Source organism: Streptomyces sp. NPDC058157 (assembly GCF_042884105.1).
Classification (GTDB): Bacteria; Actinomycetota; Actinomycetes; order Streptomycetales; family Streptomycetaceae; genus Streptomyces.
In genome coordinates this window covers 41,785-65,691 of record NZ_JBHVUQ010000012.1, presented here as the reverse complement: position 1 = coordinate 65,691, position 23,907 = coordinate 41,785, and the positions used below count along the sequence as shown (strand labels likewise).

Genomic DNA, 23,907 nt, shown 5'->3' with positions numbered 1-23,907 from the left:
ACGAACCACAGGAGATGTTCGACGTGCCACGCAAAACCCTGCTCCACAACGCCACGGTCCAGGAGGGCCTGGGCCGGGCCTCGCTGCCGCGCCACAGCGTGCTGCTCGACGGCGAGCGCATCGAGGCGGTGTTGCCCGAGGGCCTCGCCCCGCTGCACTCGCCCGAGGTCGACGTGCTCGACCTCGCAGGGCGCACCGTGATGCCGGGCATGACGCTCGGGCACACCCACATCGCGTATCTGAACGTCCTCGACGGGCGGGAGATGCTGTTCAAGTACTCCGTCCCCGAGGTGACCCTGGCCGCCGCGGAGAACACGACCAGGCTGCTCGGCCTCGGCTACACGGCGTTCGTCGGCGCGGGTTCGGTGGCCGGAATCGACATGGCGCTGCGCGGGGCCGTCGACTCCGGGCGTCTTCTGGGCCCCAGGATCACGCCGTGCAGCCGCGACCTGATGGTGTCCGGGCCGCCCGAGCGCCGCAATCCCGAGGTCAAGAAGCGCATCCCGACCGACCTGATGCGGCTGGCCGACACACCCGAGGAGATGGCCGAGTACGTCGCCGGGGAGATCGCGCAGGGCGCGGAGATCGTCAAGGTCTTCTCGTCGGGCGACGACACCTTCCCCAACGGGCGCTCCCACGAACTGCTTTTCACAGCGGAGGAGTTGGTGGTGGCGACCCGTACGGCGCACGAGCACGGGGCCAAGGTGCGGGCGCACTCCCGCGGCCTGCGGGGCATCCGCAACGCGATCGCCGCGGGCGTCGACGTCATCGACCACGCGACGTACGCCGACGACGCGGCGCTCGAAGCCATCGCCGAACGCGGAATCTTCGTGGTGCCGAGCCTGTACCAGCCGCACATGCTGCTCACCACCGGCACCGATCACGGCAAGACCACCGAGTATCTGGAGACGCTGGAGTTCGAGGCCGAGGTGGCCAACACGCTGCGCATCCTGCCGCTCATGGTGGAGCTCGGCATCCCGGTCGTGGCGGGCGACGACTTCGGCTTCGCCTGGACCCCGCACGGCTCGTACGCCAAGGAGCTGGAGCTGTACGTGACCATGGCGGGCATCCCGGCCCCGACCGTCCTGACCTGGGCCACGGCCAACGGCGCGCGGCTCGCGGGACGCGGCGACGACGCCGGGACGGTGCAGGCGGGGCGGCTCGCCGACCTCGTCGTGACCGACGGCGACCCGGCTCAGGACATCTCCGTCCTGAGCCGGCCCGGTGCGATCGAACTCGTGCTGCTCGGCGGCGAACCCGTGGCGGGCGACACCGACGCCTTCCGGCTCCGCGTCCCGGCGGGAGCCGCGTGATGGCCCGCACCCGGAGCAGGTTGCCGGTGCTGCCGCTGCTCGCCGTCGGAGCCTTCGCGATCGGGACCGACACCTTCGTGGTCGCGGGGGTGCTGCCCGAGCTGGCGCGGGACCTGTCGTCCGACCTGGCCGACGTGGGCTGGGTCAGCACGGCCTTCGCGCTCACCTACGCGGTCCTGGCGCCGGTGCTCGGCGCCCTGACCGGTCGGCTCTCGCGGCGCACCGTCCTGGTGATCTCCCTCGTCGTCTTCGCGCTCGGCAATGCGGCATCCGCCCTTGCCGGGGGACTCGGCGTACTGCTCGCGGCCCGGGTCCTGACGGCGGCCGGGGCCGCCCTGTACATCCCCGCGGCCTCCGCGTCCGCCGCCGCCCTGTCCGCACCCGAGCGGCGTGGGCGGGCCATGGCCGTGGTGCTCGGCGGGATCTCCGCGGCGACCGTCGCCGGGGTGCCGTTCGGCACCTGGGTGGCCGCCGACCTGGGCTGGCGGTCGACGTTCTGGCTGCTCGCCGGGCTCGGTGCGGTGTGCGCCGGGACGGTGGCCGCGGGGCTGCCCGAGGTGCGGCTGCCCGCCGCGCCGGGGCTCGCGGCCCGGCTCGCCCCCGCGCGTGATCCGCGGGTGCTGTGCGCCGTGCTCACCACGCTGCTGTTCATGACCGGGGGGTACCTCGCGCTGACGTACATCGGTGCGGTGCTCGCGCCCGCGACGGACGGCGACGGTACGACGCTGGCGCTGCTGCTGCTCGTCTTCGGGGTGCTCGCGGTGGCCGGCACCGTGCTCGGCGGGCGCGCCACCGACCGATGGGGCACGACCCCGGTGCTGCTCGCCTCGGTCGCGGGGCTCGCCCTCGTCCTGGCGACGCTGCCGCTGACCCGGGACGGACTGCCGACCGCGGCCGTCGCCATGGCGGCCTGGGGGGTCACCGCGATGGCCACGCAACCTCCGCAGCAGCACCGGCTGTTCGCGATCGCACCCGCTTCGGGGCCGCTGCTGCTCTCCCTCAACTCGTCGGCCACCTTCGCCGGTATCTCGCTGGGCGGGTTCATCGGCGGCCGGGTGCTGGCCCACGGCGGTGCGGACGGCCTGGACCGGCTCGGGCTCTACGGGGCGGGGCTGGCGGTGCTCGCCTTGGGGACGGCCCTCATCGGCGTACGGATGAAGGAACCGGCCTCCCGGCAGGCCCCGCCGGCCGCGGCCGCGGGGACCCCCGAACCGGCGGGGAAGACCGGCTGACCGGGCGGTCCGCCCGCCGTGGCCGGGCAGAAGTGGTCTCCCGGAAATCCCGGGAATTGGCCACATCCGGCGGCCCGCCCGCTCCCTAATGTCGAGCAGGCCATCAGCGGACCACCCGGCAGCACCGGACCGGACACCGGTTCCACCGGACCCGACACCGGTTCCACCGGACCCGACACCGGTTCCACCGGACCCGACCCCCAGAGCGACCCAGAGCCCCGAAGTGAAGGATCACCGCCCCATGGAGACCACGCCCGCCGATCCCCGCACCGTGACCGTCACCGTCGACGCGCGGTTGTCGGAGCGCGTACCCGGCTATGTGCTCGGCCTGATCGCCGTACCGCACATCGACGTCGTCAAGGACGCCCCCGCGGCGGTGGCGCGGCTCACCGCAGCCGAGGACCGCCTGCACACCGCGCAGCTCACCAAGGCGGACGTCTCCGCGCTGCCCTCGATCGCCGCCTGGCGGGACGCCTACCGGGCCGTCGACGTCAACCCCAACCGCTTCCCCTGCGCCGCCGAGTCCGTGCTGCGCAGGGTGGCCAAGGGGGACCGGCTGCCGCGGATCAACTCCCTGGTGGACCTGTGCAACGCCGTGTCGCTGGACAGCCGCCTCCCGGTGGCCTCCTGCGACATGGGCGACATCGAGGGCGAGCTGGAGGTCCGCCTCGCCCGCGGCGACGAGACCTATCTGCCGCTCGGCGCACCGGACGCGCCCGAGCACCCCGAGCCGGGCGAGGTCGTCTACGCCGACGGGCGGGGCCGCGCGCACTCGCGGCGCTGGAACTGGCGGCAGGGCGACGTGGTCAAGACCGGCCTCGGCCCGCGCCGGCTCCTGCTCACCGTGGAGTCCGCACACGACGGCGGCCGCGCCGACGTCGAAGAGGCGCTTCGCCGTCTCGTGGAAGCGCTCGTCGAACTCGGCGGCGAGCCGGGGGAACCGCTGGTGCTCGACCGGTCCACGCCGTCCGGGGAGCTGTTCGGCGCCCCGTCGGCCGCGACCGCCCGCTGAGCCCCCACCCCCTGGGCGCAGCGGCCCACGACTCGCTTGAGGAGCATCCCATGACACGTCCGACGAACCGTTCGATCCTGGTCGTCCACCGGCCCGCCGCGGGCCGCTACACCGCGCAGTTCCGCAGTGTCGTCGAGGCCGCCTCCGACCTCGGCGTCCGCACGGTGGTCCTGCTGCCGAGCGGCGAAGAGGCCCCCGAGGCCGACGGACTGCCGCAGTACCACGCCGACCTGGAGAACTCGGACGCCGTGCGCGCGGCGGTCGACACCATCGTCGCCGAGCACCGCATCGAGCGGATCTTCCCGCTGTTCGAGGGCGACGTGCTCCCCGCCAGCCGCAGCCGCAGGGACCACGGCATCCCCGGCCTCACCCCGGACCAGGCGCTCAACTTCCGCGACAAGAACGTCATGCACCGCAGGGCCGAGGAGCTCGGGGTGCGCGTGGCCCGCTCCTGCCGTCCCGACACCGTGGGAGCCGTCGCGGAGTTCGCGGACGCGGTGGGCTACCCCGTGGTCGTCAAGCCGTACGCGGGCTGGGCCTGCGGCAGCACCTACCGCGTGGACGACCGGGAGGAGCTGGACCGGGTCTGGGCGGAGATGGGCGACGACCGGCACGAGTACCGGGTCGAGGAGTTCATCCGCGGCACCGAGTACCACGTCGACTCGCTGTTCCAGGCGGGCGAGGTCGTCTTCGAGCAGCTCTCCCAGTACACGTACGCCATCCTGGAGTACCTCAACGAGCCGGGCGGCACCATCTCCCGCAAGTACGCCCTGACCCCCGGCGAGCAGCGCATCCTGGAGCTCAACGCGCTGGTCCTGCGGGGCTTCGGCCTGAGCACCGGCGTGGTGCACGCCGAGTTCTTCCTGCTCGACGACGGCGAGGTCGTCTTCGGCGAGGCGGGCGCACGCGCGGGCGGCGGCTCGATCGTCCCGGCCATCGAGGCGGGCCGCGGCATCAACCTCGCGGGCGAGTGGTGCAGGCTCGAACTCGACCCGCAGTACCGGACCGAGGCGCGGCTCGGCCCGGAGATCGGCACCGAGTACCTGTCCTCCGGCGAGTACGGCCGGATCACGGCCATCACCACGCCCGCCGAGCTGACGGCACTCGAAGCGGTGCTCGACGCCGACGTGTGGAAGGGCGTCGGCGACGTCCTCGCCCCGCCGACCCGCTCCAACGACGTACTGGGCTGGTACGTGTGCGAGGGCACCGACTTCGAGGACGTACGGGCCCGCTTCAAGACCGTGCGGGACGCGTTCCGCGTCGAGACCGAGCAGGCGTAGCCATGTGGTGGACGCGATTCAAGGAACTCCCGTTCGCGCTGCGCGTGCTCTTCCTCGCCTCCTTCGTGAACCGCGCGGGCATGTTCGTCTTCCCGCTGCTCGCCGTCTACCTGGTGCGCGGCAAGGACCTCAGCCCCGGCGAGGCCGGGCTGCTCATCTCGGTCGGCAGCACGGGCCTGCTCGTCGGCAGTCTGCTCAGCGGGCCCGTCTGCGATCTGCGCGGACGCCGCACGGCGCTGCTCACCGCGCTGCTCCTGAACGCCGCGGGCTATCTCGGTCTCGCCGTCCTCGACGGCCCGCCGTGGACGTACGCGGTCCTGCTCTTCGTCGCCCTGGTCGGCATGGGCATGTTCGGCCCGGCATCCAACACCCTGGTCGCCGACCTGACCACGCCCGAGCAGCGCCCGTTCGCCTACACGATCAGCTATGTGGGCAACAACCTGGGGATGGGCGTCGGCCCGCTCCTCGGCGGTGTCGCGGCGGCGTACTCGTATCACGTCATGTTCGCCGGCAACATCCTCGCGGGCCTGGCGTGTGCGGTGATGATCGCGATCTGGGTGCCGAAGGACCGGCGGGGCGGCGCCAAGAGCGCCCGGACGAAGGGGCGTGCGGGACGGCTCGGCCACAGCCACGTGCTGCTGCTGGTCCTGGCCTCCTTCCTGTACGTCGTTCCGCTGATCGGCCTCGAGTACGCGCTGCCCCTCGCCGTGACGACGGTGCTGCACGAGTCGGCGGGCCTGGTCGGCACGGTGTACACGATCAACAGCGTCGTCGTGGTCGCTTTCGGTCTGGTCCTGGAGAAGCGCATCCGGGAGTACGGCACGAAGCTCCTGCTGCTGGTCGCGGGGCTGCTGTGGGCGCTCGGCCTCGCCGTGATCGTCTTCGCGTTCTCGCTGCCGGCGATCCTGCTCTCCACGGTGGTGTGGACGTTCGGCGAGATCATCGTGTCCGTCGTCGTGCCCACGTACGTCGCGGATCACGTCGAGGAGCGCCGGGTGGGCAGCTTCATGGCCCTCAACGGCTTCGTGCTCGGCCTCGCCCGCCTCGTCGTGCCGGTGGGCCTCGGCGTCCTCTGGACGTCGCACGGGCACCAGCCCGTCTTCGTCACGCTCCTCGCGGCGCCACTGGCCGGCATGGCGGTCTACGCGCTGCTGCGGATCAGGCCGTCCGTGTCCACGAAGGGCGCCGAATCCGGGCCTTCCCCGGCCGTCGCCGCGACCACCGCTCCCGCAGCCGCGGACGTCGCTTCGGCGGAGGCCATCCGACCTGCCAACTGACCGATGGGCGACGTCGTTCGTCGCACCCCGCTCCAGCTCGGCCCGTTCCACTCACCCACAGGAAAGTGTTCATGTCTCAGACGAAGTTCGTGCTCCCCGAAGACCGCATTCCCACCACCTGGTACAACGTGGCCGCGGACCTGCCCAAACCGCTGGAACCGATGCTGCACCCGGGGACCCGGGAGCCGGTCACCCCGGCCGACCTGGCGCCGCTGTTCCCCGAGGAGCTGATCGCCCAGGAGTTCTCCACCGACGCCCAGGTGGACATCCCCGGCGCGGTCATCGACATCTACAAGCAGTGGCGGCCCAGCCCGCTGGTGCGGGCCCGCCGCCTGGAGAAGGCGCTCGACACCCCGGCGCGCATCTACTTCAAGAACGAGGGCGTCAGCCCGGCCGGCAGCCACAAGCTCAACACCGCCATCCCGCAGGCGTACTACAACAAGCAGGCGGGCGTGGAGCGTCTCACCACCGAGACCGGCGCCGGGCAGTGGGGCAGCTCCCTCTCCCTCGCCTGCCAGTACTTCGGCCTCGTCTGCGAGGTCTACATGGTCAAGGTGAGCTACGGGCAGAAGCCGTATCGCCGCGGGCTGATGGAGACCTTCGGCGCCAGCGTCACGGCGAGCCCCAGTGAGCTCACCGCGGCCGGCCGGGCGGCCCTCGCCGCGGATCCGGACTCGCCCGGCAGCCTCGGGCTCGCCATCTCCGAGGCGGTGGAGGCGGCGGTCACCAGCGGCGGCACCGCCAAGTACGCACTCGGCTCGGTGCTCAACCACGTGCTGCTGCACCAGACGATCATCGGCCAGGAGGCCCAGCTCCAGATGGAGATGGCCGAGGACTACCCGGACATCGTCATCGGTGCGGCCGGCGGCGGTTCCAACTTCGGCGGACTCGCCCTCCCCTTCCTGGGCGAGCAGTTGCGCGGCGGGCGTCCGGTACGGGCCATTGCCGTGGAGCCGGCTTCCTGCCCGACCCTGACCCAGGGCACGTACGAGTACGACTTCGGCGACACCGCGGGCCTCACCCCGCTCACCAAGATGCACACCCTCGGCCATGACTTCCTGCCGCCGAGCATCCACGCGGGCGGCCTGCGCTACCACGGCATGTCGCCCATCATCAGCGCGCTCAAGGACCTCGAATACCTGGAGGCCCGCGCCGTCCCGCAGACCGCCTGCTTCGACGCCGGGGTCACCTTCGCCCGGCACGAGGGCATCGTGCCCGCGCCCGAGTCCACGCACGCCGTGCGGGCGGCCATCGACGAGGCCCTCGCCTGCAAGGAGTCCGGCGAGGAGAAGAGCATCCTGTTCTCCCTCTCCGGGCACGGCCACTTCGACATGCAGGCCTACATCGACTACTTCGCCGGAAAGCTCAAGGACTGAGTGGCGCCGTGGGGGGCGGGCGGGTCGGCCCGCCCCCGCGCAGCCACTCTCGGGGGGAGATTTCATGCAGGGAACACACGGAACGAAACCCGTCATTCTTGCCATATCGGGATCCGAGCGCGCCGGGGGGAACACGGATCTGGCGCTGGAATACGCGGGCGAACTGGTGCGCGAGCGGGGCGCCGTCTTCCGCACCGTGCATCTGCGCGACTACCGCATCTCGCCGTGCAGCCCGTGCGGCGACTGCAACAGCAGGCCGGCCCCCTGCGCGTTGTCGGACGACATGCCCGCCATCGTCGAGGAGATGAGGCGGGCCGACGGAATCGTCTACGCCGTGCCCGTGCACGGCTTCGGCCTCGCCCACCTCATGCAGATCTTCATCGAGCGGGCGGGCGTGGGATATCTGCGCTTCGACCGCCCGCTCGCCAACAAGGTCGGCGGCATCATCGTCACCTGCCGCCGCTACAGCGACGCCTCCGTGCACAACCAGCTCGTCGACAATCTGCTGCTCAACCGGATGATCCTGGCCGGCAGCGGCTTCCCCGCGCTGCTGCGGAACACGTCCAGGGAGCCGGGTCTGAACGACACCGAAGGGCTGGACGCCCTGGAACGCATGATCCACCGGATGCTCGACATGACGCTGCTGCTGCGCGCCGCCCAGGCGACCCAGGGCGACCCGGTGCTGCCCCTGGACGACCGCAACGAGCGCGTGGCGCGGGTCCGTTCGGCGACCTGAGACGGATACGAGGCCCGCTGTGACCCATCGCACGACGACTTCTCAAGGAGAGTTCTGCCCATGACCACCACCACCCCTGCCCTCGTCGGCATCGACTTCGACGACATCCCCTGGGAGAAGTGGCACAAGCCCGGCGCCGACGGCCGGGTGAAGCTCGCGTACACCGGCGGTCTGCGGGTGCGCCTGATGGAGCTGCCCGCAGGCTTCAACGAGGAGGAGTGGTGCGAGCGGGGCCACCAGGGCTATGTCCTGCAGGGCGAGTTCACCATCCATTTCGACGACCGTTCGGTGCCGTGCCGCCCGGGCATGGGCTTCGTCATCCCCGGCGACGAGCGTCATCGCTCCCAGGGCTCGAACGACGAGCCCACCGTCGTGTACGTGATCGACGAGGTGCCCGCCCCGTGACCGGCGCGGAACGGATCGAGGAGCTGCGCGGCTCCATCGACGGGCTCGACCGGCAGATCCTCACGCTGCTCGCGGAACGCACCCGCGTGGTGCGGGAGCTCACGGAGTACAAGCGCGACGAGGAGACGGTGCGCTCACCCGGCCGGGTGGAGCAGGTCATCGTCAAGGTGCGCGGGCTCGCGGACGAGCTGGGCATGCCGCCCGGCATCGCCGAGGCCACGTACCGCACGCTCATCGGCGAGTTGACCGAGATGCAGTTGCAGCGGCTCGCCGAGCGGCGGGCGGCCGCCGCGGCGGGCGCCTCCCGGGAGGGCACGGCCCCCGAGGGCGCGGCCCCGGACGACGCGGCATGACCCGGCGCCGCCTCGCGGACCTGCGCACCGCGCTCGCCGGGCTCGACTCCATGCCCGGCGAGCTGGTGCGCGAGCGGGAGGAGGTCCCGGCCAGGTTCGGAGTCTCCGCCCGCTACGCGAAGTGGGCCGGGACCCCCGCCCCACCACCGACGGGGCCGGGCCCGGCGGTCCTCTTCGAACGGGTCACGCCCAGTGCCGCGGGCAGCGAGGCGCGGGCCGTGCTCATCGGCCTGTACGGCACCCGGCGCCGGGCGGCCGCGCTGCTCGGGTCCACCCCCGCCCAGCTGCCGTACCGACTGCTCGACGCGGTGGACTCGCCGCTGCCGCCGGTGCGGGTCCGCAAGGACGGGGAGCCCGGGCGTACGGACCTCGCACCGGACCTCACGGCGCTCCCGGTCCCGGTGCTCACGGACGCGGACGCGGGTCCCTATCTGACGCTCGGCGCGGTCCTGGCGACCGACCCGGAGACGGGCGTGCGCAATCTCTCGATCCACCGGATGTGCGTCCAGGGACCCGACCTCCTGTCCATCTGGATGGTGCCGGGCCGGGACCTGGAGGCCGCCCACCAAGCGGCCCAGCGCCTGGGCCGACCACTGCAGGTCGCGATCCATCTGGGCCTGCCCCCCGCCGTGCTGCTCGCATCCTGCTGCCCGGCGTCCCTGGTTCCGAGGGGAGTCGACGAACTGGCCGTGGCGGGCGCACTGGGCGGTACGCCGGTGGAGTTGACGTCCTGCCGCACCGTCGACGCCGAGTGCATCGCGCACGCCGAGTACGTACTGGAGGGCGAGCTGCTGCCCGGTCCCGTCCCGGAGAACCCCCGGGGCGAGGCCGCCACACCGGAGTTCCTCGGCTATCAGGGCCGGGCCCACCCCGCGCTGCCCACGGTCCGGATCACCGGGATCACGGCCCGCGAGGGAGCGATCCTGCAGACCGTCTCGGGCCCCGGGCACGAGCAGTCCGTACTGCTCGGGTTCGGCATGGAGGCGGCGGTACTCGGCCGGCTGCGGCGGCAGGGCGCGCCGGTCGCGGCCGTGCACTGCCACACCGCGGGCGGCGGCCAGCTCATGGTGGTGATCCAGTGGAGGGCCAAGCGGTCGGCCGCCGACGACGAGGCGGTACGCAAGGCCGCCGAGTCGGTCCTGGAGGAGTTCCGGATGGCCAAACTGGTCGTGTCGGTGGACGAGGACGTCGACCTGGAGTCGGACGCGGACCTGTGGTGGGCGATGACCACCCGGCTGCAGGCCGACCGGGACATCGCGGTGCTGCCGGACCGGGAGGGCTTCCCGCTGGACCCGACGCAGTCCACCGCGTATTCGGACGCGCTGTCCGGGGACGGCCGCACGGCGAAGGCCCACTTCGACTGCACCGTTCCGCACGCCCACCTCGCCCGGTTCCACCGCCCGCGCTTCACGGAGCCGCAGGCCGACCCGTCGCCTCCCGCACCGCGGCGGCCAGGAGGGCGACCCCCTCGGTGATCTGGGCGACGGGCAGGGCGGCGTATCCCATCAGGAACGTCGGCTCGGTCGGCGGGTCCAGCACGAAGTAGCCCGACGCGGGGTAGATCCGGACCCCGCGCGCGGCCGCCAGCTGCGCGATCCTGTCCTCCGGGACGCCGCGCGCACCGTTGAAGGTGACCAGGACGTGCAGGCCCGCCGCCTCGCCGGAGATCCGTACCTCGGCACCGAAGTGCTCGTACAACGCTTCCAGGAGGCGGCTTCGGCGCTGCCGGTACAGACGGGTCATGCGGCTGATGTGGCGGGCGTACGCACCGGTGGAGATGAAACTCCCAAGCGCCTCCTGGGCGATCATGGGCGTCAGCCTGTCGGTGATCCACTTGATGCCGAGGAAGGGCCGCACGAGGTCCGGCGGAAGCACCGCGTAACCGATCCGCAGGGCGGGGAAGAGCGTCTTGCTGAAACTGCCCACGTAGACGACGGTGTCCCGGTGCCGCTCGGCCGCCAGCGCCGGCAACCGCTCCGCGGAGAACGTGAACTCGTTGTGGTAGTCGTCCTCGAGAACCGTCGCCCCGTGCGCGTACGCCCACTCCAGGAGGGCGCGCCGCCGGCTCCCGGACATGATGAACCCGGTGGGGAACTGGTGCGACGGCGTCACGTACACCAGCTTCACCCGCGCCGGGTCGTGTCCCTGGGCCCGGACACAGGCGTCGATGTCCGCCACCCGCAGCCCCTCCTCGTCCACGGGGACGGGCACCACGGCGGCCTCGGAGCATCCGAAGACCTGGCGCAGCACGGTGTGGCTGGGGTCCTCGATCACCACCACGTCCCCCGGCCGGACCAGCATCCGGGTGAGGATGTCCAGGGCCTGGGTGGCACCGCCGGTGACCATGATGTGGTCCGGGGACGGGTCCAGGGCCCGGCTCTGCCGAACCAGCGAGGCGATCTCCCTGCGCAGGGCCGGGGACCCTTCGGCCGGGCCGTAACCGAGCGCGGCGGCGTCGGCGCGTCCGTAGGCCTCGTGCAGGGACTGCCGCCAGCGGGCGACGGGGAAGTCCGCGAGGGCGGGGGTGCCGTGCCGGAAGTCGAGCGCGGTACGTGGGTGATGCGTGGGCGCCGGCTCCCAGGGCTGCCAGAGCGCATCACCGCCGTCGGTGGCCCTGGGCGGCTGCGGGGCGAGTACCGGGGGTGTCGTGCGGGGGGCGCGGGGCGGGGCGGCGCCGCCCGCGAGACCTGCGACTCTGGTGCCGGAACCGCGCCGGGCGGTCAGGATCCCGTGGGCGCGCAGGAGCTCGTAGGCCCGGATGACGACGGTCCTGGACACGTCGAGCTGCCGGGCGAGTTCACGGGACGGCGGCATTCCGTCGCCCGGGCGCAGCTGACCCGACCGCACCAGGGCGGTGACCTGGTCGCACACCTGCTGCTGCAGTGGAGTGCCGCCGTCCCGGTCCAGGACGATGAGCAATTCCGACGACCCCATACCGCCCCCCGCCCCCGCTTCCCGTGCCCAGGCCGAGTCTGCCATGGGGGCGAGGTGTAGTCGGGTGTGCACAACGCGTACTGCCCGCCCGGTGGGGCACCGGACGGGCAGGACTACTGGCCTATGACCAGGTGTTTTGCTGTGAAGCTGGTGCGCCGCACCCGCGTGGCGAACGCAGGCCGCGTGCGGCGCGGGTTGCCGGTCAGGAGCGGATGAGAGGGCCCGCTTGGTCCTTCCCGGCGTTCACATCGAGTGCGGAACCTCAGATGGCGGCAACCTTGGAGGCCAGCGCCGACTTCTTGTTGGCGGCGGCGTTCTTGTGGATGACACCCTTCGAGACGGCCTTGTCCAGCTTCTTGGAAGCCAGGCGGGCCGCAGCGGTGGCCTTCTCCGCGTCGCCGGCGAGGATCGCCTCGTTGGCCTTGCGGATGAAGGTGCGCAGCTCGGACTTGACCGACTTGTTGCGAAGGCGGGCCTTCTCGTTGGTCTTGTTCCGCTTGATCTGGGACTTGATGTTCGCCACGAAAGAGCCTTTTCAGGTTCAGAGTATTTTTCCGGATGTGTCCCGTCTGCTGAGAGGGCATGCGAGACACAGCCACCCAGGCTACCAGGCGCGCTCCGACCGGCCCAAACCGAGCGCATGGCCCCGTCCATGGGACCATGGGAGCCTGCGTACCGTTCGACAGCAGATCCGACAGCGACCCGAGAATCAGGACACTGCGTGCCCGCCATCCCCAGCCACGTGCCCGAGCCGAGCCGTACCGACCCGGCGCTGATCCGCAATTTCTGCATCATCGCGCACATCGACCACGGCAAGTCGACCCTCGCCGACCGGATGCTGCAGCTCACCGGCGTCGTCGACCAGCGGCAGATGCGCGCCCAGTACCTCGACCGCATGGACATCGAGCGTGAGCGCGGCATCACGATCAAGTCGCAGGCGGTCCGCCTGCCCTGGGCCCCCACCGAGGGCGCCGGGACCGGGACCACGCACATCCTGAACATGATCGACACCCCGGGCCACGTCGACTTCACCTACGAGGTCTCGCGCTCCCTCGCCGCCTGCGAGGGCACGATCCTCCTGGTGGACGCCGCCCAGGGCATCGAGGCCCAGACCCTCGCCAACCTGTACCTGGCGATGGAGAACGACCTCGCGATCGTCCCGGTCCTCAACAAGATCGACCTGCCGGCCGCCCAGCCGGAGAAGTTCGCCGAGGAGCTCGCGAACCTGGTCGGCTGCCAGCCCGAGGACGTCCTGAGGGTCTCCGCGAAGACCGGCCTCGGCGTGGACGCCCTGCTCAACAAGGTCGTCGACACCGTCCCGGCCCCGGTCGGCGTCAAGGACGCCCCGGCCCGCGCGATGATCTTCGACTCGGTCTACGACTCCTACCGCGGCGTGGTCACCTACGTCCGTGTCGTCGACGGCACGCTCAACAAGCGCGAGCGCATCCGGATGATGTCGACCAACGCCACGCACGAGCTGCTGGAGATCGGCACCAACTCGCCCGAGATGCTCCCGGCCGACGGCCTGTCCGTCGGCGAGGTGGGCTACCTGATCACCGGTGTGAAGGACGTCCGCCAGTCCAAGGTCGGCGACACCATCACCCAGATGACGGGCGGCGCCACCGAGTCCCTCGGCGGCTACAAGGACCCGAAGCCGATGGTCTTCTCGGGCCTGTACCCGCTCGACGGCTCGGACTACCCGGAGCTGCGCGAGGCCCTGGACAAGCTCCAGCTCAACGACGCCGCGCTCGTATACGAGCCGGAGACCTCCGCGGCGCTCGGCTTCGGCTTCCGCGTCGGCTTCCTCGGCCTGCTGCACCTGGACGTGGTCCGCGAGCGCCTGGAGCGCGAGTTCGGCCTCGACCTGATCGCCACCGCGCCCAACGTGGTCTACCGGGTGGTGCTGGAGGACGGCAAGGAGGTCACCGTCACCAACCCGAGCGAGTTCCCCGAGGGCAAGATCAAGGACGTCTTCGAGCCGGTCGTCCGGGCCACCGTCCTCGCGCCCACCGAGTTCATCGGCGCGATCATGGAGCTCTGCCAGACCCGCCGCGGCACCCTCCTCGGCATGGACTACCTCTCCGAGGACCGCGTCGAGATCCGCTACACGCTCCCGCTCGCGGAGATCGTCTTCGACTTCTTCGACCAGCTGAAGTCCAAGACGCGCGGCTACGCCTCCCTGGACTACGAGCCCACCGGCGAGCAGGCCTCCAGCCTGGTCAAGGTGGACATCCTGCTGCACGGCGACAAGGTCGACGCCTTCTCCGCCGTCTGCCACAAGGACGCCGCCTACGCCTACGGCGTGCGCCTGGTCGCCAAGCTGCGCGAGCTCATCCCGCGGCAGGCCTTCGAGGTGCCGATCCAGGCGGCCGTCGGCTCCCGCGTCATCGCCCGCGAGACCATCCGCGCCATCCGCAAGGACGTGCTCGCCAAGTGCTACGGCGGTGACATCTCCCGTAAGCGGAAGCTGCTGGAGAAGCAGAAGGAAGGCAAGAAGCGCATGAAGATGGTCGGTTCCGTGGAGGTCCCGCAGGAGGCCTTCATCGCCGTCCTCTCCAGCGACGAGTCCGGCGGCAAGAAGAAGTAGCCGCGGCCGTTCCATGTCGCGCGAAAAGGGCCCACATGCACACGCATGGGGGCCCTTTTCGTTATGAAGCGGCCGCTCGGGGGCCCTTACGCACCGGCCGGGCGGCCTCTACCCTGATCAAAGCTCGATGGTTACCGGCCAGTTAACCGGCCGGTAATGAAAACCCGCCAGCCGCGTACCCGGCGGCCGGCCCCCGCCAGTCCCAAGCGCCCCACGCCCACGCCCTGGCCGCGTGGACCCGGTCCGGAGGATGTCGTGAGCGACACACAGACCTTGATCGAGAACCGTCCGCCCACCGTGGCGGCCCTCTTCCTTGACCGCGTCGCCGCCACGCCGAACGGGGAGGCCTACCGCTACCCCGTGCCCTCGGCCCGTCCCGAGGGAGGCCCCGACGACTGGAAGTCGCTCAGCTGGGGGCAGGCGGCCGACCGGGTCTTCGCCATCGCCGCCGGCCTGATCACCCTCGGCCTGCGACCCGAGGAGCGCGTCGCCCTCGCCTCCAACACCCGCGTCGAGTGGATCCTCGCCGACCTGGGCGTGATGTGCGCCGGCGGTGCCGTCACCACGATCTACCCCAGCACCAACGCGGACGAGTCCGCCTTCATCCTCTCGGACTCCGAGAGCCGGGTGCTCATCGCCGAGGACGCCAAGCAGCTGGCCAAGGCCCGCGAGCGCCGCGCCGACCTGCCCGACCTGCGCCACGTGGTCGTCATGGACGCCGCCGACGCGGTGGCCGCCGACGGCGACCCCGAAGGCTGGGTGCTCTCCCTGGCCGACCTGGAGGCGCGCGGCGAGGAGTACCTCGGCCAGCACCCGGCGGCGGTCAAGGACCGGATCGCGGCCATCACCGCCGACCAGCTCGCCACCCTCATCTACACCTCGGGCACCACCGGCCGCCCCAAGGGCGTCCGCCTCCCGCACGACAACTGGTCGTACATGGCCAAGGCCACCGTCGCCACCGGCATGATCAACAGCGACGACGTGCAGTACCTGTGGCTCCCGCTCGCGCACGTCTTCGGCAAGGTGCTCACCTCCGGCCAGATCGAGGTCGGCCACGTCACCGCCGTAGACGGCCGCATCGACAAGATCATCGAGAACCTGCCGGTGGTCCAGCCCACCTACATGGCGGCCGTCCCGCGCATCTTCGAGAAGGTCTACAACGGCGTGGCCGCCAAGGCCCGGGCCGGCGGCGGCGCCAAGTACAAGATCTTCCAGTGGGCGGTCGGCGTCGCCCGCGAGTACGCCAAGGTCACCCAGGACAACTACCGCCGCACCGGCCGGGCCACCGCCCCCTTCGGCCTCGCCACCCGGCACAAGGTCGCCGACGCCCTCGTCTACTCCAAGCTCCGCGAGGCCTTCGGCGGCAAGCTCCGCGCCGCCGTCTCCGGCGCCTCCGCCCTCGCCCCCGAGATCGGCTACTTCTTCTCCGGCGCCGGCATCCACATCCTGGAGGGCTACGGCCTGACGGAGTCCAGCGCCGCCTCCTTCGTCAACCCCGGCGAGGCCTACCGCACCGGCACCGTCGGCAAGCCGCTCCCCGGCACCGAGGTACGCATCGCCGACGACGGCGAGGTCCTGCTGCGCGGCCCCGGCATCATGCAGGGCTACCACCGCCAGCCCGACAAGACCGACGAGGTCCTGGAGAGCGACGGCTGGCTGCACACCGGCGACATCGGCGAGCTCTCCCCGGACGGCTACCTGCGCATCACCGACCGCAAGAAGGACCTGATCAAGACCTCGGGCGGCAAGTACGTCGCCCCGGCCGAGATCGAAGGCCAGTTCAAGGCGATCTGCCCTTACGTCTCCAGCATCGTCGTCCACGGCGCCGACCGGAACTTCTGCTCCGCCCTGGTGGCCCTCGACGAGCCCGCCATCCTCGGCTGGGCCGCCGAGAACGGCCTGGAGGGCAAGACGTACGGCGAGGTCCTGGCCGCCCCCGAGACCGACCGGCTGATCGAGACCTACGTCCAGACCCTCAACGAGAACCTCCAGCGCTGGCAGACGATCAAGAAGTTCCGGATCCTGCCGCGCGACCTGGACGTCGAGCACGGCGACCTCACGCCCAGCCTCAAGCTGAAGCGGCCGGTGGTCGAGCGCGAGTTCAAGCACCTCATCGAGGAGATGTACGCGGGCTCGCGCGAGGCCTGACGCCCGTCGGCGAGCCGGCGGGGCGGGGCGGCGGGGCCCGCGCCCCGCCGGCCCCGCACGCCCCGGCCCGCGCCCGTCCCGGCGCCGTCCGCCGGGCACCGGGGAGTGCGGGACAATGGCCGTATGCCTTCCGCACTGCCCGACGGTGAACCCATGCCCGAAGACGGCTCGCTGCCGTCGCACGCCCTGACGGGCGCCGGGGAGCGGCCGCTGGGGTTCTACCTGCACGTCCCGTACTGCGCCACCCGCTGCGGGTACTGCGACTTCAACACCTACACCGCCACCGAGCTGCGCGGCACCGGCGGCGTCCTCGCCTCCCGCGAGAACTACGCCGACACCCTGATCGACGAGGTCCGCCTGGCCCGCAAGGTGCTCGGCGGCGACCCGCGCGCCGTGCGGACCGTCTTCGTCGGCGGCGGCACGCCCACCCTGCTGCCCGCCGCCGACCTCGTCCGCATGCTCGGCGCGATCCGCGACGAGTTCGGCCTGGCCGAGGACGCCGAGGTCACCACCGAGGCCAACCCGGAGTCCGTGAACCCGGAGTACCTCGCCGAGCTGCGTGCGGGCGGCTTCAACCGGATCTCCTTCGGCATGCAGAGCGCGAAGCAGCATGTGCTCAAGGTGCTCGACCGCACCCACACCCCCGGCCGCCCCGAAGCCTGCGTCGCCGAGGCCCGCGCGGCGGGCTTCGAGCACGTCAACCTCGACCTGATCTACGGCACCCCCGGCGAGTCCGACGACGACTGGCGGGCCTCCCTGGAGGCCGCGCTCGGCGCCGGGCCCGACCACATCAGCGCCTACGCCCTGATCGTCGAGGAGGGCACCCAGCTGGCCCGCCGGATCCGCCGCGGCGAGGTCCCGATGACCGACGACGACGTCCACGCCGACCGGTACCTGATCGCGGACTCCGTCATGGCCGAGGCCGGCTACTCCTGGTACGAGGTCTCGAACTGGGCCACCTCCGAAGCCGGCCGCTGCCTGCACAACGAGCTGTACTGGCGCGGGGCCGACTGGTGGGGCGCCGGCCCCGGCGCCCACTCGCACGTGGGCGGGGTCCGCTGGTGGAACGTCAAGCACCCCGGCGCCTACGCGGCCGCCCTCGCCGAGGGCCGCTCCCCGGGCGCGGGCCGCGAGCTCCTCTCGGAGGAGGACCGGCGGGTGGAGCGGATCCTGCTGGAGCTGCGCCTGGTCGACGGCGTCCCGCTCTCCCTGCTGGCCCCGGCGGGCCTGGCGGCCTCCCGCCGCGCCCTGTCCGACGGCCTGCTGGAGCCGGCCCCGTACGAGGCCGGGCGCGCGGTCCTGACCCTGCGGGGGCGGCTGCTGGCCGACGCGGTGGTGCGGGACCTGGTGGACTGATCCCCCGCCCGGGTGAATCCCCCCGTTACCAGGCCCGTACTGCCTAGGCTGTTCCTAGGCTGCCGTCGACAGTACGCGGCGGATGTGGAGGACCACGGAGATGACCGCTGTGGACGAGTACGGGATGGCCAAATTCTTCGCGGGGTTCGAGCCCCCCGAGGGCGTTAAGGCCGAGCTCCTCCGGGGGGAAATCGTGATGATGGCCGGTCCCGATCTGGTGCACAACCTGATCGTGGAGGACGTGCAGGACCAGATCCCGCGCAAGCGGTGGGTACGGCTCCAGACCCAGGACGTCGACATCGTCGACGAGGCGAGCGAGCCCGTTCCCGACCTGGTGGTCCTGGATCGTCAGGCGAACCCGGGGTCGGGACGTCTCCTGCCGTCGCAACTGATCACGCTGGTGGTGGAGGTCGTCTCCAAGACCAGCGTCGACAGGGACTACGTGACCAAGCGCTCGATCTACGCCGCCGGCCGGGTACCCGCCTACCTGATCATCGACCCCGTCGTCGGGCAGTGTGTCCTGCTGACCAGCCCGGTCGGCAAGGGAGACGATGCCGACTACCGGTCGCAACGGCTGTGGAAGTTCGGCGAGTCGGTGTCGCTGGAACCGCTCGGTATCGAGCTGGACACGAGTGACTTCGGCACGTTCCAGGGCGTCAGGCCTCACCGCTACCCGTGACGAAGTCGATCAGCTCCTCCACCCGCCCCAGCAGCGTCGGCTCCAGGTCCCGGTAGGACGTCACCCGGGACAGGATGTGCTGCCAGGCGGCCCCCGTGTTCTCCGGCCAGCCCAGGGCCCGGCAGACGCCCGTCTTCCAGTCCTGGCCGCGCGGGACCTCCGGCCAGGCCGCGATGCCCAGCGCCGACGGCTTCACCGCCTGCCAGACGTCCACGTACGGGTGGCCCACCACCAGCACGTCCGGCCCGGTCACCGACGCCGCGATCCGGGACTCCTTCGAGCCCGGGACCAGGTGGTCGACCAGGACGCCCAGACGGGCGTCCGGCCCGGGAGCGAACTCCGCCACCACTGCCGCGAGGTCGTCGACCCCCTCCAGGTACTCCACCACCACGCCCTCGATCCGCAGGTCGTCGCCCCATACCCGCTCGACCAGCTCGGCGTCGTGCCGCCCCTCCACGTAGATCCGCCCCGCCCGCGCCACCCGCGCCCGCGCGCCCGGGACGGCGATCGAGCCCGAGGCCGTACGGGCCGGCGCGGCGGGGGCCCGTGACGGGCGGGTCAGGGTCACCACCGCGCCGTCCAGCAGGAAGCCGCGCGGCTCCAGCGGGAACACCCGGCGCTTGCCGAAGCGGTCCTCCAGGGTCACCGTGCCCGCCTCGCACGCCACCACCGCGCCGCAGAAGTCCGTGCCCGCCACCTCGACCACCAGATCGGGGTCGGCCGGCACCTCGGGCACGGGCTTGGGGCGCTTCCACTGCGGGGTCAGGTCGGGGGAGTACTCGCGCATCCGGCCGACACTAGGAGCGCGGCCGCGCTCACGCCCGCGACACGCCGAACCGGTCCGCCAGTGTGGCGCGTTGCGCACGCACGAAGCCCGCGTCCACCACCGCTCCGTGACCCGGTACGTACAGCGCGTCCTCCCCGCCCAGCGACAGCAGCCGGTCCAGCGCCGCAGGCCACTGCCCCGGCACCGCGTCCGAGCCCGCCTGCGGCTCCCCGGACTCCTCGACCAGGTCCCCGCAGAACACCGTCTCCCGCTCGCCCGGCACGAACACCGCCAGGTCGTGTTCGGAGTGCGCGGGCCCCACGTTCGCCAGCAGCACCTGGACCCCGCCGAGCTCCAGCGTCCACTCGCCCGACACCAGGTGGCCGGGGGCCGTGAGCAGGTCGCAGGCCTCGGCGGCCTCGTCCTCCGACAGCCCCTGCGCCACCGCGCTCGCCCGGAGCTCCTCCCGGCCCCCGGGCGTCGCCAGCAGCCGGTCCAGACCCACCGCGCCGTAGAGCCGGGCGCCCGAGAAGGCCGGAGCGCCCAGCACGTGGTCGAAATGTCCGTGTGTGAATGCGATATGGGTCACGTGCCGGCCGGTCAGCCGCTCCGCCTCGGCGCGGATCGCCGCCCCCTCGCGCACGCTCGATCCGGGGTCGATCAGGAGCACCGAGTCGTCCCCCACCACCAGTCCCACCGTGCAGTCCCACACCGGGAGCCGTCGCCGGCCCACCCGCGCGGTCACCCGTTCCCAGCCCGCCTCTTCCCAACGTACGTCCATGCCGCGACGCTACCCTGGCGGGCCGCCCTTGCCCGCGGCGTACTACCCGGCCGTACACTGACCGGGGGATCTCTGGCACTCGGCCGAGCAGAGTGCCAACCGATCAAGACCGCAGGACCGCAACACGGACGACCGCCCGACCCGACCGCCCGACGACCGACCGCATCCGGAGGTGTGCGCGATGCTCAGTGAACGCAGACTCGAAGTGCTGCGCGCCATCGTCCAGGACTACGTCGGGACGGAGGAGCCCGTCGGCTCCAAGGCCCTCACCGAGCGGCACAAGCTGGGCGTCTCACCGGCCACCGTGCGCAACGACATGGCCGTGCTGGAGGAGGAGGGCTACATCGCCCAGCCCCACACCAGCGCCGGCCGGATCCCCACCGACAAGGGCTACCGCCTCTTCGTCGACAAGCTGGCCGGCGTCAAGCCGCTGTCGACCCCCGAGCGCCGGGCCATCCAGAACTTCCTCGACGGGGCCGTCGACCTCGACGACGTCGTCGGCCGCACGGTGCGGCTGCTCGCGCAGCTGACCCGCCAGGTCGCCGTCGTCCAGTACCCGTCGCTGACCCGCTCCACCGTCCGGCACGTCGAGCTGCTGTCGCTGGCCCCGGCCCGGCTGATGCTCGTGCTGATCACCGACACCGGACGGGTCGAGCAGCGCATGGTCGACACCCAGACCCCGTTCGGCGAGAACTCCCTCGCCGACCTGCGGGCACGGCTCAACAGCCGGGTCGTCGGCCGGCGTTTCACCGACGTCCCGAACCTGGTGCAGGACCTGCCGGAGTCGTTCGAGATCGACGACCGGGCCACCGTCAAGGCGGTGCTCGCGACCCTCCTCGAAACGCTGGCCGAGGAGGCGGAGGAGCGGCTGATGATCGGCGGCACCGCCAACCTCACTCGCTTCGGACATGACTTTCCCTTGACGATCAGGCCCGTCCTCGAAGCCCTCGAGGAGCACGTGGTGCTCCTCAAGCTGCTGGGCGAGGCCGGGGAGTCGGGGATGGCCGTACGGATCGGGCACGAGAACGCCTACGAGGGGCTCAACTCCACGTCGGTCGTGTCCGTCGGCTACGGTTCGGGCGGCGAAGCAGTCGCCAAACTCGGCGTGGTCGGACCGACCCGCATGGACTACCCCGGAACGATGGGAGCGGTACGCGCAGTGGCACGTTACGTCGGACAGATCCTGGCGGAGTCGTAAGTGGCCACGGACTACTACGCCGTACTCGGCGTGCGCCGCGACGCATCGCAGGACGAGATCAAGAAGGCCTTCCGCCGCCTCGCCCGTGAACTCCACCCGGACGTGAACCCGGACCCGAAGACGCAGGAGCGCTTCAAGGAGATCAACGCGGCCTACGAGGTCCTCTCGGACCCGCAGAAGAAGCAGGTCTACGACCTCGGCGGCGACCCGCTGTCCTCCTCGGGCGGCGGCGGGGCCGGCGGCTTCGGAGCGGGCGGCTTCGGCAACTTCTCCGACATCATGGACGCCTTCTTCGGCCAGTCCCAGCAGCGCGGCCCGCGCTCGCGGACCCGCCGCGGCCAGGACGCCATGATCCGCCTGGACCTGGAGCTGGACGAGGCCGCCTTCGGCACGACCAAGGAGATCCAGGTCGACACCGCCGTGGTGTGCGGCACCTGCTCCGGCGAGGGCGCCGCCCCCGGCACCTCCGCGCAGACCTGTGACATGTGCCGCGGCCGCGGTGAGGTCTCGCAGGTCACCCGGTCCTTCCTGGGCCAGGTCATGACCTCGCGCCCCTGCCCGCAGTGCCAGGGCTTCGGCACCGTGGTCCCGACCCCGTGCCCCGAGTGCGCGGGCGACGGCCGGGTCCGCTCCCGCCGCAGCCTGACGGTCAAGATCCCGGCCGGCGTCGAGAACGGCACCCGGATCCAGCTCGCGGGCGAGGGCGAGGTCGGCCCCGGCGGCGGCCCCGCCGGCGACCTCTACGTGGAGATCCACGAGCTGCCGCACCCGACCTTCCAGCGGCGCGGGGACGACCTGCACTGCACGGTCACCATCCCCATGACGGCGGCGGCCCTGGGCACCAAGTGCCCGCTGGAGACGCTGGACGGCATGGAGGAGATCGACATCCGGCCCGGCACCCAGTCCGGCCAGGCGATCCCGCTGCACGGGCGCGGCGTCACGCACCTGCGCGGCGGCGGCCGCGGCGACCTGATCGTCCACGTCGAGGTCACCACCCCCGGCAAGCTGGACGCCCAGCAGGAGGAGCTGCTGCGCCAGCTCGCCAAGCTGCGCGGCGAGGAGCGGCCCATGGGCCAGTTCGCGCCGGGCCAGCAGGGCCTGTTCAGCCGCCTGAAGGACGCGTTCAACGGCCGCTGACCGCTCGGCGGACGGACGGCCGCGAGAGCCCGGTACGGGAGACCCCGTACCGGGCTCTCGCCGTTCCCGGCCCCGCCGGGAAAGCGGACTATGCCAGGCGAATGCCATGATTCGGCGCCGTGACCCGGACATGGCACGATGCAGTCCATGTCCTCCGCACCGAACGGTCTCCACCCTTACCCGATCGTGCAGGCTCCCATGGCGGGCGGCGTCTCCGGCCCGCCCCTCGCCGCCGCCGTGTGCGAAGCGGGCGGGCTCGGCTTCCTGGCCGGCGGCTACAAGACCGCCGACGGCATGTACCAGGAGATCAAACAGACGCGCGGGCTCACGCGACGCCCCTTCGGCGTGAACCTCTTCCTGCCGCAGACCGGCTACGTCGACCCGGCCGCCGTCGAGGCCTACCGCGGGCAGCTGGCCGGGGAGGCGAGCTGGTACGAGGTCTCCCTCGCCGAGGAGGACATCATCGGCACCAGCGACGACGGCTACGACGCCAAGCTCGCCATCCTGCTGGAGGACCCGGTACGGGTGGTCTCCTTCACCTTCGGCTGCCCCGACCCCGCCGCCCTGGCCCGCCTGCGGGCGGTCGGCACGTACACGATCGTCACCGTGACCTCGGCCGAGGAGGCCCGCACCGCCCAGGCGGCCGGCGCCGACGCCGTCTGCGTCCAGGGCGTCGAGGCCGCCGGCCACCAGGGCACCCACCGCGACGACCCGCAGACCGACGGCACGGCCGGGGTCGGCCTGCTCGCCCTGGTCACCCAGGTACGCGAGGCCGTGGCCCTGCCGATCATCGCGGCGGGCGGGGTGATGCGCGGCGCGCAGATCGCGGCCCTGCTCGTGGCGGGCGCGGAGGCCGCCCAGCTCGGCACGGCCTTCCTGGCCTGCCGGGAGTCGGGCGCCCACCCCCTGCACAAGAAGGCCCTGACCGACCCGATGTTCCCGCACACCGAGCTGACCCGGGCCTTCTCGGGCCGGCCCGCGCGGGGCCTGGTGAACCGGTTCATGCGCGAGCACGGCCCCTACGCCCCGGCCGCCTACCCCCAGATCCACCACATGACCTCGGGGCTGCGCAAGGCGGCCGCCGCGGCCGGGGACCCGCAGGGCATGGCGCTGTGGGCGGGGCAGGGGCACCGGCTGGCCCGGGCGCTGCCCGCGGGGGAGCTGGTGGAGGTGCTGGCGGCCGAAGTGGCCGAGGCGCAGAGCGCGTCGAAGGTGTTGCAGATGAGGAGAACGTCATGACGGCCCCCGTGTTCGTGGTCGAAGAGGTCCCCGCGGGGCCGGAGTTCGTGCTGGAGGGCCCCGAGGGGCGGCACGCGGTGTCCGTGAAGCGGCTGGCG

Annotated in this window: 20 protein-coding genes and 2 pseudogenes; 18 read left to right on the top strand and 4 right to left on the bottom strand. The window is 71.9% G+C overall.

Features of this window, described 5'->3' with window-relative positions:
• The first annotated feature begins 23 nt into the window (after window positions 1–23).
• The 10 genes from ACFVXK_RS05465 (at window position 24) to ACFVXK_RS05420 (ending at window position 10,459) form a co-directional block, all read left to right on the top strand.
• The gene (locus ACFVXK_RS05465; protein ID WP_389610207.1) at window positions 24–1,313 is read left to right on the top strand and encodes an amidohydrolase family protein; all 1,290 of its coding nucleotides are present in this window, start codon (window positions 24–26) and stop codon (window positions 1,311–1,313) included.
• The gene (locus ACFVXK_RS05460; protein ID WP_389610206.1) at window positions 1,313–2,545 is read left to right on the top strand and encodes an MFS transporter; all 1,233 of its coding nucleotides are present in this window, start codon (window positions 1,313–1,315) and stop codon (window positions 2,543–2,545) included. The genes ACFVXK_RS05465 and ACFVXK_RS05460 overlap by 1 nt, the downstream gene beginning before the upstream one ends.
• A 241-nt stretch (window positions 2,546–2,786) precedes the next feature.
• Window positions 2,787–3,557, top strand: a complete 771-nt coding sequence (locus tag ACFVXK_RS05455) for a B3/4 domain-containing protein (RefSeq protein ID WP_389610205.1) — start codon at window positions 2,787–2,789, stop codon at window positions 3,555–3,557.
• A 50-nt stretch (window positions 3,558–3,607) separates the two neighbouring features.
• On the top strand, window positions 3,608–4,837 hold the full coding sequence (locus ACFVXK_RS05450) for an ATP-grasp domain-containing protein (protein WP_389610204.1): 1,230 nt from the start codon (window positions 3,608–3,610) through the stop codon (window positions 4,835–4,837).
• 2 nt (window positions 4,838–4,839) lie between these two features.
• Window positions 4,840–6,114, top strand: a complete 1,275-nt coding sequence (locus tag ACFVXK_RS05445; protein ID WP_389610203.1) for an MFS transporter — start codon at window positions 4,840–4,842, stop codon at window positions 6,112–6,114.
• A 71-nt stretch (window positions 6,115–6,185) separates the two neighbouring features.
• Window positions 6,186–7,490 (top strand): TrpB-like pyridoxal phosphate-dependent enzyme, encoded by a 1,305-nt coding sequence (locus tag ACFVXK_RS05440; RefSeq protein WP_389610202.1) that lies wholly within the window; start codon window positions 6,186–6,188, stop codon window positions 7,488–7,490.
• 64 nt (window positions 7,491–7,554) lie between these two features.
• A complete protein-coding gene (locus ACFVXK_RS05435) occupies window positions 7,555–8,226 on the top strand; it encodes a flavodoxin family protein (protein ID WP_389610201.1) in 672 nt (223 codons plus the stop codon).
• Window positions 8,227–8,286: 60 nt separating this feature from the next.
• Window positions 8,287–8,631: a cupin domain-containing protein gene (locus ACFVXK_RS05430; protein ID WP_389610200.1), complete on the top strand. Its 345-nt coding sequence runs from the start codon at window positions 8,287–8,289 to the stop codon at window positions 8,629–8,631.
• Entirely contained in the window at window positions 8,628–8,984 is a 357-nt protein-coding gene (locus ACFVXK_RS05425) for a chorismate mutase (protein ID WP_389610199.1), read from the top strand. Before ACFVXK_RS05430 ends, ACFVXK_RS05425 begins: the two co-directional genes overlap by 4 nt.
• Window positions 8,981–10,459, top strand: a complete 1,479-nt coding sequence (locus tag ACFVXK_RS05420) for a UbiD family decarboxylase (protein ID WP_389610198.1) — start codon at window positions 8,981–8,983, stop codon at window positions 10,457–10,459. Before ACFVXK_RS05425 ends, ACFVXK_RS05420 begins: the two co-directional genes overlap by 4 nt.
• Here ACFVXK_RS05420 and ACFVXK_RS05415 read toward each other — a convergent pair.
• Window positions 10,392–11,918, bottom strand: coding sequence for a PLP-dependent aminotransferase family protein (locus tag ACFVXK_RS05415; RefSeq protein ID WP_389610197.1), 1,527 nt, complete (start codon window positions 11,916–11,918; stop codon window positions 10,392–10,394). The genes ACFVXK_RS05420 and ACFVXK_RS05415 overlap by 68 nt on opposite strands.
• A 262-nt stretch (window positions 11,919–12,180) precedes the next feature.
• The gene (rpsT, locus tag ACFVXK_RS05410) at window positions 12,181–12,441 is read right to left on the bottom strand and encodes a 30S ribosomal protein S20 (RefSeq protein WP_030030523.1); all 261 of its coding nucleotides are present in this window, start codon (window positions 12,439–12,441) and stop codon (window positions 12,181–12,183) included.
• A gap of 198 nt (window positions 12,442–12,639) precedes the next feature.
• On the opposite strand from rpsT, the gene lepA reads away from it, so the two are divergent.
• The 4 genes from lepA to ACFVXK_RS05390 all read left to right on the top strand — a co-directional run bounded on the left by lepA (window position 12,640) and on the right by ACFVXK_RS05390 (window position 18,688).
• Window positions 12,640–14,505: a translation elongation factor 4 gene (gene lepA / locus ACFVXK_RS05405; RefSeq protein WP_389610196.1), complete on the top strand. Its 1,866-nt coding sequence runs from the start codon at window positions 12,640–12,642 to the stop codon at window positions 14,503–14,505.
• 255 nt (window positions 14,506–14,760) lie between these two features.
• Window positions 14,761–16,653, top strand: coding sequence for an AMP-dependent synthetase/ligase (locus ACFVXK_RS05400; RefSeq protein ID WP_389610195.1), 1,893 nt, complete (start codon window positions 14,761–14,763; stop codon window positions 16,651–16,653).
• Window positions 16,654–16,776: 123 nt separating this feature from the next.
• Window positions 16,777–18,009 (top strand): radical SAM family heme chaperone HemW, encoded by a 1,233-nt coding sequence (gene hemW, locus ACFVXK_RS05395; RefSeq protein WP_389610194.1) that lies wholly within the window; start codon window positions 16,777–16,779, stop codon window positions 18,007–18,009.
• Window positions 18,010–18,109: 100 nt separating this feature from the next.
• Entirely contained in the window at window positions 18,110–18,688 is a 579-nt protein-coding gene (locus ACFVXK_RS05390) for a Uma2 family endonuclease (RefSeq protein WP_389610193.1), read from the top strand.
• Here the strand turns inward: ACFVXK_RS05390 and ACFVXK_RS05385 are convergent.
• Together ACFVXK_RS05385 and ACFVXK_RS05380 are read right to left on the bottom strand one after the other, a co-directional pair.
• On the bottom strand, window positions 18,666–19,475 hold the full coding sequence (locus ACFVXK_RS05385) for a DUF3097 domain-containing protein (RefSeq protein ID WP_389610192.1): 810 nt from the start codon (window positions 19,473–19,475) through the stop codon (window positions 18,666–18,668). The genes ACFVXK_RS05390 and ACFVXK_RS05385 overlap by 23 nt on opposite strands.
• Window positions 19,476–19,503: 28 nt before the next feature.
• Window positions 19,504–20,235 (bottom strand): MBL fold metallo-hydrolase, encoded by a 732-nt coding sequence (locus ACFVXK_RS05380; RefSeq protein ID WP_389610191.1) that lies wholly within the window; start codon window positions 20,233–20,235, stop codon window positions 19,504–19,506.
• 181 nt (window positions 20,236–20,416) lie between these two features.
• On the opposite strand from ACFVXK_RS05380, the gene hrcA reads away from it, so the two are divergent.
• The 4 genes and pseudogenes from hrcA to ACFVXK_RS05360 form a co-directional block, all read left to right on the top strand.
• The gene (gene hrcA, locus ACFVXK_RS05375; protein ID WP_045946278.1) at window positions 20,417–21,433 is read left to right on the top strand and encodes a heat-inducible transcriptional repressor HrcA; all 1,017 of its coding nucleotides are present in this window, start codon (window positions 20,417–20,419) and stop codon (window positions 21,431–21,433) included.
• Window positions 21,434–22,570: a molecular chaperone DnaJ gene (dnaJ, locus tag ACFVXK_RS05370; protein ID WP_389610190.1), complete on the top strand. Its 1,137-nt coding sequence runs from the start codon at window positions 21,434–21,436 to the stop codon at window positions 22,568–22,570.
• Between the two features lie 147 nt (window positions 22,571–22,717).
• A pseudogene (locus ACFVXK_RS05365) lies at window positions 22,718–23,776 on the top strand (nitronate monooxygenase); the annotation flags it as partial.
• Window positions 23,683–23,907, top strand: a pseudogene (locus tag ACFVXK_RS05360) (16S rRNA (uracil(1498)-N(3))-methyltransferase); the annotation flags it as partial. The pseudogenes ACFVXK_RS05365 and ACFVXK_RS05360, both read left to right, overlap by 94 nt.

Excerpts from the sequence above, each read along its gene's own strand:
- ACFVXK_RS05460 (WP_389610206.1), top strand. The coding sequence starts at position 1,313 with ATGGCCCGCACCCGGAGCAGGTTGCCGGTGCTGCCGCTGCTCGCCGTC.
- ACFVXK_RS05455 (WP_389610205.1), top strand. The coding sequence starts at position 2,787 with ATGGAGACCACGCCCGCCGATCCCCGCACCGTGACCGTCACCGTCGAC.
- ACFVXK_RS05450 (WP_389610204.1), top strand. The coding sequence starts at position 3,608 with ATGACACGTCCGACGAACCGTTCGATCCTGGTCGTCCACCGGCCCGCC.
- ACFVXK_RS05445 (WP_389610203.1), top strand. The coding sequence starts at position 4,840 with ATGTGGTGGACGCGATTCAAGGAACTCCCGTTCGCGCTGCGCGTGCTC.
- ACFVXK_RS05440 (WP_389610202.1), top strand. The coding sequence starts at position 6,186 with ATGTCTCAGACGAAGTTCGTGCTCCCCGAAGACCGCATTCCCACCACC.
- ACFVXK_RS05435 (WP_389610201.1), top strand. The coding sequence starts at position 7,555 with ATGCAGGGAACACACGGAACGAAACCCGTCATTCTTGCCATATCGGGA.
- ACFVXK_RS05430 (WP_389610200.1), top strand. The coding sequence starts at position 8,287 with ATGACCACCACCACCCCTGCCCTCGTCGGCATCGACTTCGACGACATC.
- ACFVXK_RS05420 (WP_389610198.1), top strand. The coding sequence starts at position 8,981 with ATGACCCGGCGCCGCCTCGCGGACCTGCGCACCGCGCTCGCCGGGCTC.
- ACFVXK_RS05415 (WP_389610197.1), bottom strand. The coding sequence starts at position 11,918 with ATGGGGTCGTCGGAATTGCTCATCGTCCTGGACCGGGACGGCGGCACT.
- hemW (WP_389610194.1), top strand. The coding sequence starts at position 16,777 with ATGCCTTCCGCACTGCCCGACGGTGAACCCATGCCCGAAGACGGCTCG.
- ACFVXK_RS05390 (WP_389610193.1), top strand. The coding sequence starts at position 18,110 with ATGACCGCTGTGGACGAGTACGGGATGGCCAAATTCTTCGCGGGGTTC.
- ACFVXK_RS05385 (WP_389610192.1), bottom strand. The coding sequence starts at position 19,475 with ATGCGCGAGTACTCCCCCGACCTGACCCCGCAGTGGAAGCGCCCCAAG.
- ACFVXK_RS05380 (WP_389610191.1), bottom strand. The coding sequence starts at position 20,235 with ATGGACGTACGTTGGGAAGAGGCGGGCTGGGAACGGGTGACCGCGCGG.
- hrcA (WP_045946278.1), top strand. The coding sequence starts at position 20,417 with ATGCTCAGTGAACGCAGACTCGAAGTGCTGCGCGCCATCGTCCAGGAC.